The organism is Bacillus vallismortis (genome assembly GCF_004116955.1).
Lineage (GTDB): Bacteria > Bacillota > Bacilli > Bacillales > Bacillaceae > Bacillus > Bacillus vallismortis.
On sequence record NZ_CP026362.1, the window covers coordinates 3,826,662 to 3,844,033 of the forward strand.

The window sequence follows — 17,372 nt, forward strand, 5'->3', positions numbered from 1 at the left end:
GAATGGTTGAGAAAAAAGAAGGGGGAATCGGAGCGTTGAAAAAGATGATCAAAACCGTTATCAAATGGGCGCCGGTCGTTTACCCGATTGTTCGGAAAATCATGAAGGAACGCAAGGCGTCTAAACAAAAGAACACGTCCTCATCCCGAACAGCCGGCTGAACCCGGCTTTTCAGCATATCGGCAAACCCTTGCATTCGTGGTAAAACTCCAAGTGGGGAACGGCTGCTACATTCTCGGGGCGTCCTGCCTATACGCCGCCGTCATCACTTCGTTTGAAAGTCCGCTCCCAATGTTTGCCCGCCCTAGACTTCAAGGGTTTTCAATTCTGCGGAAAAGCCTAACACGTAAACGTGTTAGGCTTTTGCCAGCAATCTGATAGCCGGCTGAACCCGGCTGTTTTTTATGGGCCCGTTTTCCCTATTGCCCTCCGGATGTTCATTGACTTGCCATTCTCTCCATTATAGAATTTATGTACATTTCATTCCTTCACCATCCTTTCTGCCTATTCACTTTATTCCCGCATCTACTTGATAGGAGGTTTTTCTCATGCTTCATGGGCGACTTCGTGAAATTCTGCGCTTGCTGATGGCGGCTGAAGCCCCGGTGACGAGCTCGTTTTTTGCCGCGCAACTAAACGTAACGGCGCGGACGGTCCGCAATGATATAAAGGAATTGCAAAGCGTGCTGAGCGGCCATGGCGCCTTAATCCACTCGGCCAGAGGCTCCGGCTACAAGCTCCGCATTCATGACGAGCAGATATTCAGAACCTTGCTGCAAGATGTGCTTCTGCAAAAAAAGGGCCTGCCGGTGTTGCCGGAGGAGAGAATGGCCTATCTTATGAAACGGCTGCTGCTGGCGGAGCATTATCTCAAGCTAGATGAACTGGCTGAAGAACTATTTATCTCAAAATCTACACTCCAAACGGATTTAAAAGAAGTAAAGAAACGGCTTCTGCCTTACCGCATCGTCATGGAAACCCGTCCGAATTACGGCTTCAAACTGCGCGGGGACGAGGTGCAAATGCGGTACTGTATGGCCGAGTACATTGTTGATGAAAGAGAAACGGAGATTGATGTTCTGAATGAAAAGGCTGATATTTTGCCAAAAGAAGAAATTGAGATCATCCGGTCCGCCATCCTGAAAAAAATGAAAAGCGACCGTATTCCTCTCTCTAACTTGGGACTGAATAACCTCATCATCCATATCGCCATCGCCTGTAAACGGATCAGGACGGAAAACTATGTTTCTTTTTTTCAGGATGATATGGATCATATCTTGCATCAAAAAGAATATCAGGCTGCCGAAGCCATTATAAAAGAGCTGGAATCAGCTCTCGCCGTTACATTTCCGCAAGACGAGGCGGCTTATATCGCCATGCACCTCCTCGGCACAAAACGAATGACGCTGCCACAATGCGGGGAGGAGACAACGTCAATAGACGAAGAAACCGATCAGCTGACTTTTGCTATGATCAAAGCCGTTGATCGAGAACTGAAGCTTGGCATTCTGCATGACAAAGAGCTGAAAATCGGCTTGGCGCTGCATGTGAAGCCGGCGATCAGCCGCAACCGATACGGCATGAATCTTCGGAATCCGATGCTGGCAGCGATCAAGGAACATTATCCGCTCGCTTTTGAAGCCGGAATCATTGCAGGGATGGTCATAAAGGAACAGACGGGCATCGGCATTCATGAAAACGAAATTGGATATCTGGCTCTCCATTTTGGCGCCGCGATTGAACGGAAAAAAACAGAGGTCCCGCCGAAACGCTGTATTATTGTGTGCGCATCTGGCGCGGGAAGCGCCCAGCTGCTGCGAGAAAAACTCCGCTCCCATTTCGGAAGGCGGCTCGATATTCTTGGAACCGCTGAGTATTACAGTCTTGACCAAATGTCCTATGACTCTATTGATGTAGTCATCAGCACCATTCCGATCAAAAAAGAGCTCCCTGTACCAGTGCTAAAGGTCAACACACTCTTGGGCGGAACCGACTTTACAAAAATCGAATCCATTCTAAGCGATGAAAAAGAAAAAGCGGTCCGCTACCTAAAAAAAGAACTCGTTTTTTTACAGAAGGATCTGCGCTCAAAACAAGAAGTGATTCAATTTTTAGGGCAGAAAGCGGTTGATTGTGGCTACGCCGATGAAGAAATCATAGATTCCATTTTTGAAAGAGAAGACATGTCGCCAACGTGTTTTGGCAATCTTGTCGCCATCCCGCACCCGCTCGTTCCGCAGACAAAAACGACGTTTTGGGCCGTTTGCACGCTCGAAAAGCCGATAGATTGGGAGGACCAGCGTGTTCAATTTGTCTGTCTGCTTTGTGTTGAAAAGGAGAACAAAGCGGATTTGCAAAGCATGTATAGATTGCTCGGCAGCATCTTGGATGACCCGGCAGCGGTGAACCAGCTGATCAAATGCCGTTCGTATCAAGAGCTGTCAGATGTGTTTGACAAAAAAATGCCGAGCTGACAGCCTGTATATACCTTTTTTCCGTTTCCTGCGGAAAAACCTTGAGTGTTTATGAAAGCGATTTCATAATATGATGATAGCAACAGCAGGACATAACAAAATTGATCAAACTCTAGGGGGTCTTTTATATGAATATATTACTCGTTTGTGCAGCAGGAATGTCTACCAGCTTACTGGTAAGCAAGATGGAAAAAAGTGCGCAGGAACAAGGAAAAGACTATACCATTTGGGCAGTTTCAGGCGATTCTGTACAGAATCATATCGATAAAGCGGATGTACTGCTTCTCGGCCCGCAAGTCCGTTACATGCTTCCGCAGCTGAAAAAATTAGGAGAGTCAAAGGGGGTTCCGGTAGACGTCATTAATACCGTCCATTATGGCACGTGCAACGGGGCGGAAGTGCTGAAATCAGCTGAGCAGCTTGGACATGTGTCATAGAGAGGGGCGGGCTATGTGAATAAAGTCAATCAGATCTTAGAAGAAAAGGTCATGCCTATAGCGGGAAGAATTGCGGGACAGCGTCATTTGCAGGCGCTGCGTGACGGTATCATCCTCACGATGCCGCTAATTATCATCGGTTCCTTTTTTCTCATCATCGGCAACCTCCCGATCCCGGGATACGCTGAGTTTATGGCAAAAACGTTTGGCAGCTCCTGGTCTGAAAAACTGGCCTATCCAGTCGACGCGACCTTTGAAATTATGGGGCTTGTCGCCGCGTTCGGCATCGCCTATCGGCTCGCCGAGAAATACGGCGTTGACGCCCTGTCAGCCGGAGCCATTTCACTAGCGGCATTTCTATTGGCAACACCTTATCAAGTGCCGTTTATACCGGACGGTACGACGAAAGAAATCATGGTCGGCGGAGGAATTCCGCTCTCGCTGATGGGGAGCAAAGGCCTGTTTGTCGCCATGATTATCGCGATGGTCTCGACAGAGATATACCGCCTCATTATCCAGCGCAATTTGGTCTTCAAAATGCCGGATGGCGTTCCGCCGGCAGTCAGCAAGTCATTTGTCGCGTTAATTCCCGGCTTTGCCGTCATCTTCCTGATTTGGGCGGCCCGGCTGATTGTTGAAGCGACACCGTTTGAAAGCCTTCATAATATTGTAAGCGTTTTACTTGGAACGCCGCTTTCTATTCTTGGAGGAAGCCTCGGGGGGAGCCTTGTGGCAGAAGCTGTCAAAATGCTTCTATGGGCCTGCGGACTTCACGGAGCTAACATTGTCGGCGGCGTCATGGCACCGATATGGTATGGCGCCATGGATGCCAACAGGATTGCCTTCCAAGCCGGTGAGGAGCTGCCTAAGATTTTCACCCAGCAGTTTTTCGATATATGGGTCAATATCGGCGGAAGCGGCGCCACTTTGGCACTGGTTGTCACGATGTTCCTGCGCGCCCGAAGCAAACAAATGAAACAGCTCGGCAAGCTTGCGATCGGGCCGGCCATCTTTAATATCAACGAACCGATTATTTTCGGAATGCCAATCGTCATGAACCCGATGCTCTTGCTTCCGTTTATCATCACGCCGCTTGTCACACTGACACTCACCTACATTGGAATGAGCACCGGCCTTGTCGCCAAACCGGCGGGAATCGCAGTGCCGTGGACCATGCCGCCGATCTTTTCAGGGTACTTGGCGACAGGGGGGAAAGTCTCAGGCGCGGTCATGCAAGCCATTAATATCGTTGTATCCTTTGTTGTCTACTATCCGTTTTTTAGAATGTGGGATAAGCAGAAGCTGAAAGAAGAAACCGATCTGGAGCTAACTCAAAAGCCGGCCATATTAGATGACAAAGAAGCGGCTCTCTAGAGAAAGGAAGTGAATCGCGTGAATGAGAAAATGGAGCACATTATTTTTCAAATCATCCTTCACGGAGGAAACGGAAGAAGCTCCGCAATGGAGGCCATTGCCGCTGCGAAAAGCGGTGACGCAGAAGAAGCGCGGAACAAGCTTCAAGAAGCCGCAGAGGAATTGTCAAAAGCCCACCACTATCAGACAGAGCTGATTCAAAGTGAAGCGGGCGGAGAAAAAACGGAAATGACGCTTCTGATGGTTCATGCACAGGATCATTTAATGAATGCGATGACAGTGAAGGATATGGCGGCGGAAATCATTGCGTTATATGAAAAGATTACCGAGCAAAGGAGAGCAAGCATATGACAAAAGGATTAAAGATTGTAACGATTGGCGGAGGTTCAAGCTACACGCCCGAGCTCGTGGAAGGATTGATTAAACGGTATGATGAGCTGCCTGTTCGTGAATTATGGCTCGTCGATATCCCGGAGGGCGAAGAAAAGCTCAATATTGTCGGCACGCTCGCCAAACGGATGGTTGAAAAAGCCGGTGTCCCGATCGACATTCATCTTACGCTCGACCGGAGACAAGCGCTGAAAGACGCAGACTTTGTCACGACTCAATTCCGCGTGGGACTTCTGCAGGCAAGAGCCAAGGATGAGCGCATCCCATTAAAATACGGCGTCATCGGCCAGGAAACGAACGGCCCGGGAGGCTTGTTTAAAGGGTTGCGCACGATTCCGGTCATCCTTGAAATCGCAAAGGACATGGAAGAGCTTTGCCCGAACGCATGGCTCGTTAACTTCACAAACCCGGCCGGCATGGTGACAGAAGCACTGCTTCGCTACTCTAACCTGAAGAAAGTCGTTGGTCTCTGTAACGTTCCAATTGGCATCAAAATGGGCGTGGCCAAAGCGCTTGATGTGGATGTGAACCGCGTAGACGTCCAATTCGCCGGACTGAATCATATGGTGTTCGGGCTTGATGTTTTTCTGGACGGCGTCAGTGTGAAGGATCAAGTCATCGAAGCGATGGGGGACCCGAAAAACGCGATGACAATGAAAAACATCGCAGGCGCAGAATGGGAGCCGGAATTTTTAAAAGCGCTCAATATCATCCCTTGCGGCTACCATCGTTACTACTTCAAAACAAAAGAAATGCTGGAGCACGAACTGGAAGCATCACAAACGGAAGGCACCCGCGCTGAAGTTGTGCAGAAGGTTGAAAAAGAACTGTTTGACCTTTATAAAGACCCGAATCTCGCGATCAAACCGCCGCAGCTGGAAAAACGGGGCGGTGCTTATTACAGCGATGCCGCGTGTAATTTAATCAGCTCCATTTACAATGATAAACACGACATTCAGCCGGTGAACACGATGAATAACGGGGCAATCGCGAGTATCCCAGACGATTCCGCGGTGGAAGTGAACTGTGTAATGACGAAAAACGGCCCTCAGCCAATTGCTGTCGGCGACTTGCCGGTATCTGTCAGGGGTCTCGTCCAGCAAATCAAATCCTTTGAGCGTGTCGCGGCAGAAGCGGCGGTTACAGGCGACTATCAAACAGCGCTCCTCGCCATGACGATTAACCCGCTCGTTCCGTCCGACACAGTGGCAAAAGAGATTTTAGACGACATGCTGGAGGCGCACAAAGCGTACCTGCCGCAGTTCTTTAACAAAATTGAAGCGTAAAAAAAGCCGGCCTTCAGTGGGCCGGTTTTTTTACTTGCTTTCAGTAAGCGCTGCGATTTCGGTCGTCCATCCGAATTCGTCTGTGACAGCGCCTTTTTGAATGCCAGTAATCGTGTCATACAGTTTTTTGGCGATTTCTCCTGTTTCGCCGTTGTTGATCGCAAGTGTTTCATCCTGCCAGATCAGCTCGCCGACTGGAGAAATAACTGCTGCTGTACCAGTTCCGAAGGCTTCTTCAAGGATGCCGTCTTTATGGGCTTGGATGACCTCATCGATCGCAATTTTCCGTTCTGAAACAGGAAATCCCCAATGCTTCAGCAAGGCGATGACGGAATTTCGCGTGATGCCTTCCAGGATGCTTCCGTTCAGCACCGGCGTTATGATTTCACCGTTGATTTTGAAGAAGATGTTCATGCTCCCGACTTCTTCAATGTATTTCTTCTCAATCCCGTCCAGCCAGAGCACTTGTGAAAATCCTTTCTCTTCGGCTACCTGTTGCGCTTTTAAGCTTGAAGCGTAATTTCCAGCGGTTTTGGCATTTCCCGTTCCGCCTTTTACCGCACGGACAAATTCACTTTCAACAGCGATTTTGACTGGTTTGATGCCTTCTTTATAATAAGAGCCGACCGGGGAGAGAATGATAAAGAGCTTATACGTATGAGATGCCGCAACACCAAGGAAAGGCTCGGTGGCGATGATGAACGGGCGGATATAAAGGGATGTGCCCTCCGCATTCGGAATCCAGTCTTTATCAATCGCGACAAGCTGTTTCAAGCCCTCGAGTACCTGTTCTTCATCGATTTGCGGGATGCAGAGGCGGTCGTTTGATTGATTGAGGCGCTCCATATTTTTTTCCGGTCTGAAAAGCAGGACATGGTCATCCTCTGTGACGTAAGCCTTTAACCCTTCAAACACGGTTTGGCCGTAGTGATATACCATTGCAGCTGGATCCATTGAAAAGGATTGATAAGGAATGATTCTTGGGTCGTACCATCCTTTATCCGCCGCATAGTCCATTACAAACATGTGGTCTGTAAACACTCTTCCGAACGAAAGCTGATTTGGATCTGGTTTCGGTTTTTTTGCCGTTGTCAATTCAACGCGAATCTCTTGTTTAGTCATGGTCAATCTCCCTGTTGTTAAATTGTTTGTATTATCAAACTTATTTGAAAATAATTTATATTCTATTGTATACCTTCAACAAATATTCGCAATAGGTTTGCTCAAATTTGTAAGAAATTCATAAGAAAAAAGCAGGAGACATTAATTCTCCTGCGTGTTCATTTGCTCAAACACCCTGTCGTAATCGGCTCGAGTGGCGTTCCGAAGACCTTCGACACGTTCATTTGTAATCTCTTGTTTGCCTTCCTTCAACCCGTCCAAGACATACTGAACATATTCTTCGGCTGATATGCCGCGGTACGTCAGGCCTTGTTTATCGCGTGATTTTTGGTTTAAACCCCTGTCAACCATAGGCGGCGCCATTTCAATCACTTCCACGCTCGTGTCACGGAGCTGGTGTCTCAGCGTAAGCGAGAACGAGTGAAGGGCCGCTTTCGTTGCGCAGTACACCGGATAAACAGCTAACGGATTAAACGCAAGCCCGGATGTGACCTGAACGATTGCCGCCTCGGGCTGCTTCATCAAATGAGGCGTGAAAAGGGCTGATAAATGGACAGGCGCTTGGACATTAAGTTCAATTTCATCTCCGTCCACAAAAAGCTCTTCCGTCCCTTTTTTGAAGTCAATTTCCTTTTGAATGCCGGCGTTGTTGACGAGAACATTCAGGTCCGGAAATTCCTTTAAAGCCCATTCATACAATGCTTCCCGCTGCGAACGGTCTGAAACATCACATTGCTTTGTATGGATGTTTGGAAGCTGCTGCTTCGCTTCTGTAAGCCGCGCTTCGCTGCGTCCGCAAATGATAACTTCATTGCCAAGTTCCAGCAGGCGCTTAGCAAGTTCAAGACCGATGCCAGCGGAACCCCCTGTAATTAAAACCGTATTGCCTGTCAATTTCATTGTTGGAACACCTCTTACTAGTTGGCTGTGATTCCTTTACTATTTCAAATCTTAGCAGGAAATATGCAGCTGCGTCCTATGAGATGCTCAGGATGAAGTGACTTTTCCGGTTTTATAAAACTCGTCAATTGCTTTATCGACATACACCCAGCCTTTCCAGCCGATGTGAATGGTGTCTTTCATGAAATACGGATCGTATTCATGCTTTGAGAAATCAGCAACCTGGAAGCCCTTGGCTCTGATCTGTTTATTCACCTTTTGGTAATAATCAGTACGTCCTTTTTTCGGGAAGCCAGTGTAGTCGTACCACTTTCCGTTAACAGGGATGGTGACAAACATAGGCTCTGCCCCTGCATCCTTCAGGATATCAAGCATCATTTCAAAATCACCGTATTCCGGTGACACTGCATACGATTTTCCTTTGTTTTTCCCTTTCAGCTTAGGCACTTTCGGCTTCAGCTTTTTATAAACAGGATTGTCAATGTAAAAATCGTTAGACCCGGAGTGGCGTTTTCCTGACTGATCTGCGAGTTTATTTAATTCAGACCATGACTGGCCCTTTACTGACTGCGAGATATAACGCTTTGGACCGGATGATTCCGTCGCTGAATAATACATGTCCTTCTTTTCCAGCATGCTGTAATAGACTTTTGCCGCCGGCTTCAGCGCGTTCGCTTTCCACGTTTGGCCGTTTACGATTGCTTTGTACAGCTCGCATAGAATCGCGTCATTTTGCACGGCCTTAAAGCGCAGCATGCGTTTCATCATTTTCTTTTTCACATCGGGGTCGATCCGCTCGTTAAATGCCAAATCAAGCCCTTGCAGCGCGGAATAGTTCGGCGCGAAATGCTGTTCATCAGACCCGCGCTTAATAAACCATTGCGGAGACACGATGAATACGATTTTTTTGCCCTTCAGCTGATCCATATGGGCAGCGAAGTTTAAAGAGTGAATCAATGACTGTGATCCGCCTTTGCCGACAAGGTACGGCGTGAACCCCTCATTGTTCACCTGAAAATAATTAGATGGGTGGAACTCGTCCAGCCGGGAAAGCTCAGAAGATCCGTAAATCGGAAGGTATTCCGGATCTTTGAGCATTTGATCTTGTAAATAAAGCCCTTGAAACATACTCGGGTTCAAGGCTGTTGCCGACTCTTTCACCCGCTTATCGGTGATGAAGCCTGACAGCCATGAAGATGGAACTGCGATGGCGCCTGCGAATAGAATAAACGCCAAAATAATTGGACCGAAAAAACGCTTTTTCATTATTTCAACTCAGACAGCTGATTTACAATGTTGTTAGGCGTATTCCAAACATCCCGGTCAAATTCAGTGATCGGCACTAAAATATCAAAACGGTTTTCAATCGCAAGCAGCAATTCTACTGTTCCAAAAGAATCAAGCAAACCTTCTTCAAAAATGTCAATATCAGGATTTTCCTTTACGATGTCATCCTGGCAAACCTCTGCTAAAACGTCTAATACCTCTTGTTTAAATTCCATAGCTTTCTATTCTCCTTTAATGGTGGTGATGAAATAGTTTTCCTGAGAAAATATAAAATCCGAAGCAAACGAAATGGAAAGTGATCACAATTGCAAGAGCGGTTGTCCAGCGGTTGGACGGCAGCCATTTGTATTTCTTATTCCACTTCTCGAAAAAGTTGTAACACGTCATCAGCACGGCGTGATAGAGGCCGTAGATGATATATTGCGGCGCAAGCCCGTGCCAAACCCCCATCAGCATAAACAGCAGGAAATACCCGATGTTTGAGACGGCCATGCGGTTTTTGATCCACTTTTTCTTTGTCATCCAAAATACGAATCTCATAAACACATAATCCCTGAACCAAAAGGACAGAGACATATGCCAGCGATTCCAGAAATCTTTAATATTTTTACTGATAAACGGTTTATTAAAGTTTTCAGGTGATTTAATGCCCATAATATAGCTGACCCCGACGGCAAACATCGTGTAGCCGGCAAAATCAAAGAATAAATACATGCTGTAGCCATACATGTACAGCAGGTTCCCGAGAATCTTATGATGCGTGATCGCGGGAAGGTTCATGATGAAGTACGTGTTGATTGCGTAGCCGATAATAAACTTGTACAGGAAACCGATAAAGATTTTATGAATCCCTGTATATAATAGATCGGCGTATTCGTCTTTCGTCCAAGCCTTCTGTTCATCCTTGACGAACCGGCGGTATCTGTCGATCGGACCGGAGGAAATCGTCGGGAAAAACAGGATGAAATACAGCAGGCGGTGCAGCGGCAGCTGTTCTTTCAGCAGGCCGTCTCTTGCTTCCATAATCAGCTGAACGCCTTTAAAGGTTAAATACGAAATCCCTAAAAAGCTGATCAGGTTATGTGGCGGATGATGCGGCTGCGGGTGTGAAAGAAACGGCCATATTTTTGACAGAAATAAAGGCAGAATCGCCGCGATCACAGCTCCGCAAAAGACAAAGCCGCTGTTCGCTTTCTGCCGGTACGCCAGATAGCCGCTGATCAAAAGCACTTGCCATATCGTAAACAGACACAGTGCGATGACCCCGTGTACGTCGTGCGAAAAAATTAAAGCCAATATGATGATAGATATGAACATGTTGTATGCTTGAAATCTTTTTCCGTTCAGGCCGAGAATGATCGTCGGCAGAAGAAGAATGCCAAGCAGTATAAAAAATAAAAACGAACTGTAAGGCGTCATACAAGAACCTCTTCGCCGATGCGTTTCCGGTCAATTTTGCCGTTGGCCGTCATTTGAATGTGATCCTGATAAATGAATTTTCTCGGGATCATATACGCCGGAAGGGAAGCGGCAAGCTCTTTTTTAATGGCGCTTGTGAGCTGGAATTCCTTCTGGAACTCATGCTCCTCAGGCACAATAGCGGCGATCAGGTACTCGACTGTTCCGTTTGGCTGATACGGGATCACGACAGCAGAGCGAACGTACTGAGACTGTCTGACATGGAATTCGATTTCCTCAAGCTCCATTCGGTAGCCGTGAAGTTTAATTTGGAAATCCAAACGCCCTTGGCAAAAAATCTGACCATCTTGGATATAGCCGGCATCGCCAGTCCGGTATGCCCACTGGCCTTCATAAGAGAAAAACGCTTTTTCCGTCAGCTCTGGCTCACCTAGGTAGCCTCGGCTTACGCTCGGCCCAGCGATGACGATTTCTCCTTTTTCTCCATCAGGAAGCGGCTGTCCCTGTTCATCCATAATGAAAATGTTCATATCAGGCTTGGCGAAGCCCACTGGAAGCGATTCGCTGCGGCTGATGACGTCATCCGTAATTTCAACGGATGTGACAGCCACTGTCGCTTCAGTCGGACCGTACGTATTAAAGATTCTTGCTTTCGGAAAACGCTCAAGCAGCGCTTTTGCAACAGAAACCGGAAGAACCTCTCCGCAAAACATAAATGTGTCCGCTTCAGGCAGCAGCTCCTGTGAAAAACCGGGGTCCATCAGGCACATCTGCACAAAGGAAGGTGTTGATGTCCATACATTCAGTCCGGACTTTTTCAGCTCTTCGAATAAGATTTTCGGCTTATTCACAGCATCCTTTGTCACGCAGTGCAAAGTCCCGCCTGATTGAAGGCACGGATAAAGATCCATGACAGATAAATCAAATGAAAACGGCGCTTGGTTTAAAAATGTTTTTCCTCCGTTGACTGGAAAGTCTGCACAAATCCAGTCTGTAAAGCTCTGAAGATTCGCAGCGGAAATCTGCACGCCTTTCGGATTTCCCGTGCTTCCGGAAGTGTAAATGATATAAAATGTCTCGTGATCCTTGACCCATTGATCTTGGCTGACAGTGCCGTCCGCGTTTTCCAGCAGTTCTTCTGCTGAAACCGCCTGAATCTGCTGGCCGAGTTCGTCAACTGGAAGCCCGGCTGCGTGGATCAGCAATTCTGCTCCAGAGCTTTCGATAATTTTCGCAATCCGCTCGGACGGAATCGACAGGTCAACTGGAATATAAGGGTGTCCCGCTTTGACGCTTCCTAAGAAGGAAACGATCATGTGCGGCTCCATATGGCCGTACACAAGGATAGGCGATTTCTTTTCCCCAGAAATGCGTTTTTGGATCGCGGCACCCGCACGGTCAGACTGCTCCCATAATTCCTGATATGTGAGCGACTGGCCTTGAGAGCGGAAGGCATCGGTTTGCGGATAAGATTCCGCATGTGTTTGAATAGCATGTAAAAGTTTCATCGTTATTCTCTCTCCAATTAGAAATCGTTATAAATATATGAACCGGTATTCGCGGTGTGAAAACCATACATGAAAAACAAAACAAGAAGTATCATCAAATAAAAACCTGTATGACATGTCCACTTGACAGCGGGCTTTTCATACAGCTGTTTCATCAATTGCAGCATATCAAAAGTTCCTTTCCCGTTTTTTCGACAATCACATGAGTATTGACGATTAGGTGCGCAAAAAGTTTCATCTTTTCCCTAAACTCCCTCAAATAAATATATCGGCGTTTTTCTATTGAAAATGAATCTTTATGCCTGATAGGGAAAAAAATGAATTGCCTTGTGATCATTTATAATAAAAGGATAAGACACAAGGGGTTAAAACGATCTTTTTAACTTTTAAAAAGCGTAAAGCACTTAAAAAAATTTCTCTGTATCTGTTCGTTCTAGTGAAAGCAGAAACCTGATGAAATCGGGGCGGAAAGCGTATAATAAGAAAGAAAACGCCTTCTTTCGGTATCTTGTGAAATGGGGGAGAAGTCATTATGATAGATAAGGAAGCAAAAGGAGTTTTTATCAAAGCGCCGGCTGAAAAAAAGTAAGCCTTTTAATAGAAAGGAAGAGGAAGATGAAACAAACAAATAAGGGTGAGGGTCAGACTGCGCCGGAAAAAGAAAGCATGGGGCAGATCCTTTGGCAGTTAACCCGTCCTCATACGTTAACGGCATCATTTGTGCCTGTGCTGCTCGGAACGGTATTGGCGATGTTTTATGTCAAGGTTGATCTGCTGCTGTTTCTGGCTATGCTGTTTTCTTGCTTATGGATCCAGATCGCGACGAACTTATTTAATGAATACTACGATTTTAAACGCGGGTTAGATACAGCAGAATCTGTCGGAATCGGAGGGGCGATCGTACGCCACGGAATGAAGCCAATTACAATTTTGCAATTAGCCCTTGCATCATATGGGATCGCTATATTGCTCGGCGTCTATATTTGCGCAAGCAGCAGCTGGTGGCTGGCTCTGATCGGCCTCGTCGGCATGGCGATCGGATACCTGTATACAGGCGGGCCGCTGCCGATTGCGTACACGCCGTTCGGTGAGTTATTCTCGGGCATTTGCATGGGTTCGGTATTTGTGCTAATTTCGTTTTTCATTCAGACAGATAAAATCAATTTGCAAAGCATCTTGATTTCGATCCCGATTGCAATTCTTGTCGGCGCGATTAACCTATCGAACAATATTCGCGATATTGAAGAGGACAAAAAAGGCGGACGCAAAACATTGGCGATTTTGATGGGGCATAAGGGAGCTGTTACGCTCTTAGCCGCGTCGTTTGCTGTCGCTTATATTTGGATTGTCGGCTTGGTCATCACCGGTGCCGCTAGCCCGTGGCTGTTTGTCGTCTTTTTGAGCGTGCCTAAGCCGGTTCAGGCAGTGAAGGGCTTCGTCCGAAAAGAATTGCCGATGAACATGATTGTGGCGATGAAATCCACAGCCCAAACCAACACATTTTTCGGATTCCTGCTCTCGATCGGGTTATTGATCAGTTACTTCCGGTAAAAAGAAAGACCGTATGTTTCGTGCGGTCTTTTTTTGTTACATTCGACCGCATTTTGTAAAAAAATTCACAAAACCATACTGGAAGCAAGGACGTCTAGTACATGGACAGCGGATAAAGATCCGTTAAAGGAGATGATGGAAATGGATTTATCTGTAACGCATATGGACGATTTGAAAACAGTAATGGAAGATTGGAAAAATGAATTATTAGTTTATAAATTTGCGCTGGATGCATTGGATACAAAGTTCTCCATTATCAGCCAGGAGTATAACCTTATTCACGGACACAACCCGATTGAACACACGAAATCCCGTGTCAAAAGCTTTGAAAGCATCGTGAATAAGTTAATGAGAAAGGGCTGCGAGATTACGACGAAGGAAATGAAAGAGCACATTCACGACATTGCCGGCGTGCGCATCATTTGTTCTTTTATATCCGATATTTATAACGTCGTGAATGTCTTAAAGCAACATGATGACTTGCGAATCGTAAAGGTGAAGGATTATATTCAGACGCCAAAACCGAACGGCTACCGAAGCCTGCATTTGATCATTGAGATGCCTGTGAATTTAACAAACCGTGTGGAATACGTCAAAGCAGAAATTCAAATCCGGACGATCGCGATGGATTTCTGGGCGAGCCTTGAACATAAAATTTACTATAAATTGAATAATGACGTTCCGAAGCAATTAACAGACGAACTGAAGGAAGCAGCGGAGATCGCCCATTATCTTGATGAGAAAATGCTGGGGATAAAGAAAGAGGTGGATTAGAAAAGACGGCAGCTAAGTGCCGTCTTTTTTATTTGATATCTTCATAAATGTCAGAGGCTTTGGCCTTCATTTGTTTCTTATTGGTTTTCGATTTCTTCTCTTTTTTCACAGCCTGATAGACAGCGGCTGTCACAAGATCGCCGGCCTGCTGGAGGCGATCTTTGCTAATATGCTCGATCGAGTCTTCGGGGGTGTGATACCACGGCTCGACTTCTTCGGTTTCTGGGTCTCCCCAAATAAAGTTGGCGGAATCAATACCGGCTTCGTGGAATGGCACGTGATCGGATGACCCTCCCTGTGTCAGAGACAGGCTGTCAAACCCGATATTTTCAGCAGCCGTCCGGCTGGATTCCCAAACAACGTTCGATTGGCCGTCCAATGTGTTGACATACAGCTCAGACGCATTTTCCCAGCTTGTGCCCACCATGTCAAAGTTGAAGTTCACTTCGCTGCGTTTCAACTCTTTTTCCGACAGATGATCTACATAATAAGATGAGCCGAGCAGGCCCAGCTCTTCTGCGCCGAAAGCGATAAAGCGGATTTCTTTATCAGAAGGAACGCTTTTTAAGACGCGCGCCATTTCCAGCATGACAGAGGTGCCTGAGCCGTTGTCATTTGCGCCGGGCGAAAAAGGAACACTGTCGTAATGGGCCGTCACGTACACAATGTCTGGATGTTTGATGTTCTTCGGTTTTTTGATCCCAATGATGTTCTGGGAGGTCTGGTTTGTGAATGCTTTTAGGTGTAAGGTTGCTTCTTTTTGCTGGGCAAGGGCTTCTCCGTCTTCTTTCTTAATGCCGACGACAGGGATGCCGACTTCATTGCCTGACAGATTTGGCGTCACAGGCACGAGGCTTTCTTTGTTGTTATAAATGATGACAGCCTTGGCTCCGGCGGCTTCGGCATGTTTGGCTTTCTCGTAAAACGTAAGGTCTCCTCTGGAAATCAAGGCGATTTTGCCCTGGGCGTCAGCGGTGAAGTCCTTTGGGTAGCCCAAGCCGGCATTGAAAAGCGGAGCCGTCAGCCCTTGTTTGTCAGTCGGGGCTGAGCCGGATGCCGCCCGTAGAAGAATATCGCTTCCTTCTGAAGACAGCGTTCCCTCGAGCCGGTCAGGAATATCGAATCGTTGTACCTTCACATCAAGCTTTACTTTTCTCATGGATGAAGCAATGAACAGGGCGCTCTTTTTTTCAGCGGCCGTTCCGGCTATTCTGGGGCCGATGGCTTCACTTAGCTGGGAAATGGTTGAGTACGCACGCTTTGCTTTGAAAGGAAGCTCTCGCTCGCTATCTGATATTTGTACAGCACGCGCGGCAGGGGTGATACTCTGTGCCGGCAAAAGAACTGTTCCGGCAGTTAAAACAGCCAACGTCACTACAGTCAAAAGCTTTTTCATCGAAATAACCCTCCCTAATGTATGGATGGGGAATATTTCGGGAAGCTAAGGGAATTTCCTGCAAAATGGAGAGCATTTTTGAAAAGACAGTGCTTTATACCTGCAAAAAACGCTTATGAATGATGAGTCATAAGCGTTTTGGGTTATTGGGCTATTGGATTTTTAAAAACTTGCGTTTGCCGACTTGGATGATCATATTTTCCTTTATCTCTGCATTGGCATGAACATCTGTTATTTTCTCTCCGTCGATGCGGATACCTCCGTTTTGAATCATGCGGCGTGCCTCGCTCTTTGAAGAAAGGAGTTTCAATGTAACGAGCAGATCGACAATCGCGATTGTTTTCTCGCCTTCCCATTGCACTACCGGAATATCGTCTGGCAGGCTGTTTTCCTGAAAGACGGTTTTAAACGATTGCTCGGCAGCTTCAGCGGCTTCCGCCCCGTGATACATTCGGACGATCGTTTTGGCTAAGAGTATTTTGGCATCCCTTGGATGAATGGCGCCGGTTTCTAAGTCTTTCACGAGCTGTTTTTTCTCTTCAAGCTCTAAGTCAGTTGCCAAATGAATGTATTTTTTCATCAGGCTGTCGGGCAGTGACATCGTTTTCCCATACATGTCGTTTGGGTGTTCATCAATGCCGATGTAGTTATTTTTCGACTTCGACATTTTCTCAACGCCGTCCAAGCCTTCCAAAAGCGGCATGAGGATGACGACCTGTTTTTCTTTGTTGTATCGTTCTTGGAAATGCCGGCCCATGAGGACATTGAAATGCTGATCTGTCCCGCCTAATTCAATATCACTTTCAAGAACGACGGAATCATAACCTTGCATCAACGGGTAAAAGAATTCATGAAGCGAGATCGGCTTTTGCATGGCGATGCGTTCTTCAAAGTCGTCGCGCTCCATCAGTCGGGCTACGGTTATTTTTCCTGCCAATTCAATGACATCCTCCAGACTCAATGTTTTCAGCCATTTCGAATTGTAGTGAAGCTCGACTTTTTCAGGATCCAGAACTTTTCCAAATTGTTGAAAATATGTTTTGGCGTTATGCTGCACTTCTTCATCAGTCAGCTGCTTTCTGGCTGCTGATTTTCCGGTTGGATCACCGATTTTTCCTGTGAAATCCCCAATTAACAGCTGGACAATGTGGCCGTTTTCTTGAAATTGGCGAAGCTTGTTTAACACAACCGTATGGCCCAAATGCACATCCGGTGCAGAGGGATCTAATCCAAGCTTAATTTTTAATGGTGCGCCTGTAGAAATAGATTTCACAAGCTTGGCCTTTAGTTCCTCCGGCGGTATGACTTCGTGGGCGCCTGTCATGTATATCTGAAGCTGTCTTTCGACTTCTTTTTGCTGTGCTGCTGTGAGTTGCTCAGTAGTTTTCATCATTCTTCCTCCTTTTTTAAAAAACACAAAAAGAGCCCATCCCAATAAGGGACGTGGCTCTATG

Annotated in this window: 17 protein-coding genes and 1 other annotated feature (1 of these 18 only partly in view); of the genes, 8 read left to right on the plus strand and 9 right to left on the minus strand. The window is 46.7% G+C overall.

Translation table 11 applies throughout. The features are described 5' to 3' along the window. The first annotated feature begins 2 nt into the window (after positions 1-2). From BV11031_RS20235 to licH, 6 genes are all read left to right on the plus strand, one after another. Positions 3-161 carry a hypothetical protein gene (locus BV11031_RS20235; RefSeq protein WP_129551034.1) on the plus strand — a complete coding sequence of 53 codons (159 nt, stop codon included), beginning with the start codon at positions 3-5 and terminating at the stop codon, positions 159-161. A gap of 387 nt (positions 162-548) precedes the next feature. Further along, a complete protein-coding gene (licR, locus tag BV11031_RS20240) occupies positions 549-2,474 on the plus strand; it encodes a transcriptional regulator LicR (RefSeq protein WP_129550984.1) in 1,926 nt (641 codons plus the stop codon). Positions 2,475-2,602: 128 nt separating this feature from the next. After that, positions 2,603-2,911 carry a PTS lichenan transporter subunit IIB gene (gene licB / locus BV11031_RS20245; RefSeq protein WP_003218755.1) on the plus strand — a complete coding sequence of 103 codons (309 nt, stop codon included), beginning with the start codon at positions 2,603-2,605 and terminating at the stop codon, positions 2,909-2,911. Between the two features lie 15 nt (positions 2,912-2,926). Further along, positions 2,927-4,285 carry a PTS lichenan transporter subunit IIC gene (gene licC, locus BV11031_RS20250; protein WP_121643587.1) on the plus strand — a complete coding sequence of 453 codons (1,359 nt, stop codon included), beginning with the start codon at positions 2,927-2,929 and terminating at the stop codon, positions 4,283-4,285. 18 nt (positions 4,286-4,303) lie between these two features. Continuing rightward, positions 4,304-4,636 (plus strand): PTS lichenan transporter subunit IIA, encoded by a 333-nt coding sequence (gene licA, locus BV11031_RS20255; RefSeq protein ID WP_129550985.1) that lies wholly within the window; start codon positions 4,304-4,306, stop codon positions 4,634-4,636. Next, on the plus strand, positions 4,633-5,961 hold the full coding sequence (licH, locus tag BV11031_RS20260) for a 6-phospho-beta-glucosidase LicH (protein WP_121643586.1): 1,329 nt from the start codon (positions 4,633-4,635) through the stop codon (positions 5,959-5,961). Before licA ends, licH begins: the two co-directional genes overlap by 4 nt. A 30-nt stretch (positions 5,962-5,991) precedes the next feature. Here the strand turns inward: licH and BV11031_RS20265 are convergent, their stop codons facing one another. The 7 genes from BV11031_RS20265 to BV11031_RS20295 form a co-directional block, all read right to left on the minus strand. Continuing rightward, positions 5,992-7,083: a branched-chain amino acid aminotransferase gene (locus tag BV11031_RS20265; RefSeq protein WP_129550986.1), complete on the minus strand. Its 1,092-nt coding sequence runs from the start codon at positions 7,081-7,083 to the stop codon at positions 5,992-5,994. 141 nt (positions 7,084-7,224) lie between these two features. Continuing rightward, the gene (locus BV11031_RS20270; RefSeq protein WP_129550987.1) at positions 7,225-7,983 is read right to left on the minus strand and encodes an SDR family oxidoreductase; all 759 of its coding nucleotides are present in this window, start codon (positions 7,981-7,983) and stop codon (positions 7,225-7,227) included. Positions 7,984-8,070: 87 nt separating this feature from the next. Beyond that, entirely contained in the window at positions 8,071-9,249 is a 1,179-nt protein-coding gene (gene dltD / locus BV11031_RS20275) for a D-alanyl-lipoteichoic acid biosynthesis protein DltD (RefSeq protein WP_129550988.1), read from the minus strand. After that, complete coding sequence (gene dltC, locus BV11031_RS20280) at positions 9,249-9,485, minus strand: D-alanine--poly(phosphoribitol) ligase subunit 2 (protein ID WP_039075079.1); 237 nt, start codon at positions 9,483-9,485, stop codon at positions 9,249-9,251. The genes dltD and dltC overlap by 1 nt, the downstream gene beginning before the upstream one ends. Before the next feature lie 16 nt (positions 9,486-9,501). Next, on the minus strand, positions 9,502-10,689 hold the full coding sequence (gene dltB, locus BV11031_RS20285) for a D-alanyl-lipoteichoic acid biosynthesis protein DltB (protein ID WP_129550989.1): 1,188 nt from the start codon (positions 10,687-10,689) through the stop codon (positions 9,502-9,504). Next, the gene (dltA, locus tag BV11031_RS20290; RefSeq protein ID WP_129550990.1) at positions 10,686-12,197 is read right to left on the minus strand and encodes a D-alanine--poly(phosphoribitol) ligase subunit DltA; all 1,512 of its coding nucleotides are present in this window, start codon (positions 12,195-12,197) and stop codon (positions 10,686-10,688) included. The genes dltB and dltA overlap by 4 nt, the downstream gene beginning before the upstream one ends. Positions 12,198-12,214: 17 nt before the next feature. Next, positions 12,215-12,364 carry a teichoic acid D-Ala incorporation-associated protein DltX gene (locus BV11031_RS20295; RefSeq protein WP_003227330.1) on the minus strand — a complete coding sequence of 50 codons (150 nt, stop codon included), beginning with the start codon at positions 12,362-12,364 and terminating at the stop codon, positions 12,215-12,217. Between the two features lie 448 nt (positions 12,365-12,812). On the opposite strand from BV11031_RS20295, the gene BV11031_RS20305 reads away from it, so the two are divergent. Together BV11031_RS20305 and ywaC are read left to right on the plus strand one after the other, a co-directional pair. Continuing rightward, complete coding sequence (locus BV11031_RS20305) at positions 12,813-13,748, plus strand: 1,4-dihydroxy-2-naphthoate polyprenyltransferase (protein ID WP_129550992.1); 936 nt, start codon at positions 12,813-12,815, stop codon at positions 13,746-13,748. A gap of 141 nt (positions 13,749-13,889) precedes the next feature. Beyond that, positions 13,890-14,522 carry a GTP pyrophosphokinase YwaC gene (gene ywaC, locus BV11031_RS20310; protein ID WP_100739848.1) on the plus strand — a complete coding sequence of 211 codons (633 nt, stop codon included), beginning with the start codon at positions 13,890-13,892 and terminating at the stop codon, positions 14,520-14,522. A gap of 28 nt (positions 14,523-14,550) precedes the next feature. Here the strand turns inward: ywaC and BV11031_RS20315 are convergent, their stop codons facing one another. Next, a complete protein-coding gene (locus BV11031_RS20315; protein ID WP_129550993.1) occupies positions 14,551-15,918 on the minus strand; it encodes a M28 family metallopeptidase in 1,368 nt (455 codons plus the stop codon). 151 nt (positions 15,919-16,069) lie between these two features. Then, positions 16,070-17,311: a tyrosine--tRNA ligase gene (gene tyrS / locus BV11031_RS20320; RefSeq protein ID WP_129550994.1), complete on the minus strand. Its 1,242-nt coding sequence runs from the start codon at positions 17,309-17,311 to the stop codon at positions 16,070-16,072. 41 nt (positions 17,312-17,352) lie between these two features. Then, positions 17,353-17,372: a binding site (T-box leader), on the minus strand; it runs 193 nt beyond the window's last position.

Bases quoted from the DNA above. Each gene is read 5' to 3' on its own strand.
- BV11031_RS20235 (WP_129551034.1), top strand. From the start codon at position 3: ATGGTTGAGAAAAAAGAAGGGGGAATCGGAGCGTTGAAAAAGATGATC.
- licR (WP_129550984.1), top strand. From the start codon at position 549: ATGCTTCATGGGCGACTTCGTGAAATTCTGCGCTTGCTGATGGCGGCT.
- licB (WP_003218755.1), top strand. From the start codon at position 2,603: ATGAATATATTACTCGTTTGTGCAGCAGGAATGTCTACCAGCTTACTG.
- licH (WP_121643586.1), top strand. From the start codon at position 4,633: ATGACAAAAGGATTAAAGATTGTAACGATTGGCGGAGGTTCAAGCTAC.
- BV11031_RS20265 (WP_129550986.1), bottom strand. From the start codon at position 7,083: ATGACTAAACAAGAGATTCGCGTTGAATTGACAACGGCAAAAAAACCG.
- BV11031_RS20270 (WP_129550987.1), bottom strand. From the start codon at position 7,983: ATGAAATTGACAGGCAATACGGTTTTAATTACAGGGGGTTCCGCTGGC.
- dltD (WP_129550988.1), bottom strand. From the start codon at position 9,249: ATGAAAAAGCGTTTTTTCGGTCCAATTATTTTGGCGTTTATTCTATTC.
- dltC (WP_039075079.1), bottom strand. From the start codon at position 9,485: ATGGAATTTAAACAAGAGGTATTAGACGTTTTAGCAGAGGTTTGCCAG.
- dltB (WP_129550989.1), bottom strand. From the start codon at position 10,689: ATGACGCCTTACAGTTCGTTTTTATTTTTTATACTGCTTGGCATTCTT.
- dltA (WP_129550990.1), bottom strand. From the start codon at position 12,197: ATGAAACTTTTACATGCTATTCAAACACATGCGGAATCTTATCCGCAA.
- BV11031_RS20295 (WP_003227330.1), bottom strand. From the start codon at position 12,364: ATGCTGCAATTGATGAAACAGCTGTATGAAAAGCCCGCTGTCAAGTGG.
- BV11031_RS20305 (WP_129550992.1), top strand. From the start codon at position 12,813: ATGAAACAAACAAATAAGGGTGAGGGTCAGACTGCGCCGGAAAAAGAA.
- ywaC (WP_100739848.1), top strand. From the start codon at position 13,890: ATGGATTTATCTGTAACGCATATGGACGATTTGAAAACAGTAATGGAA.
- BV11031_RS20315 (WP_129550993.1), bottom strand. From the start codon at position 15,918: ATGAAAAAGCTTTTGACTGTAGTGACGTTGGCTGTTTTAACTGCCGGA.
- tyrS (WP_129550994.1), bottom strand. From the start codon at position 17,311: ATGATGAAAACTACTGAGCAACTCACAGCAGCACAGCAAAAAGAAGTC.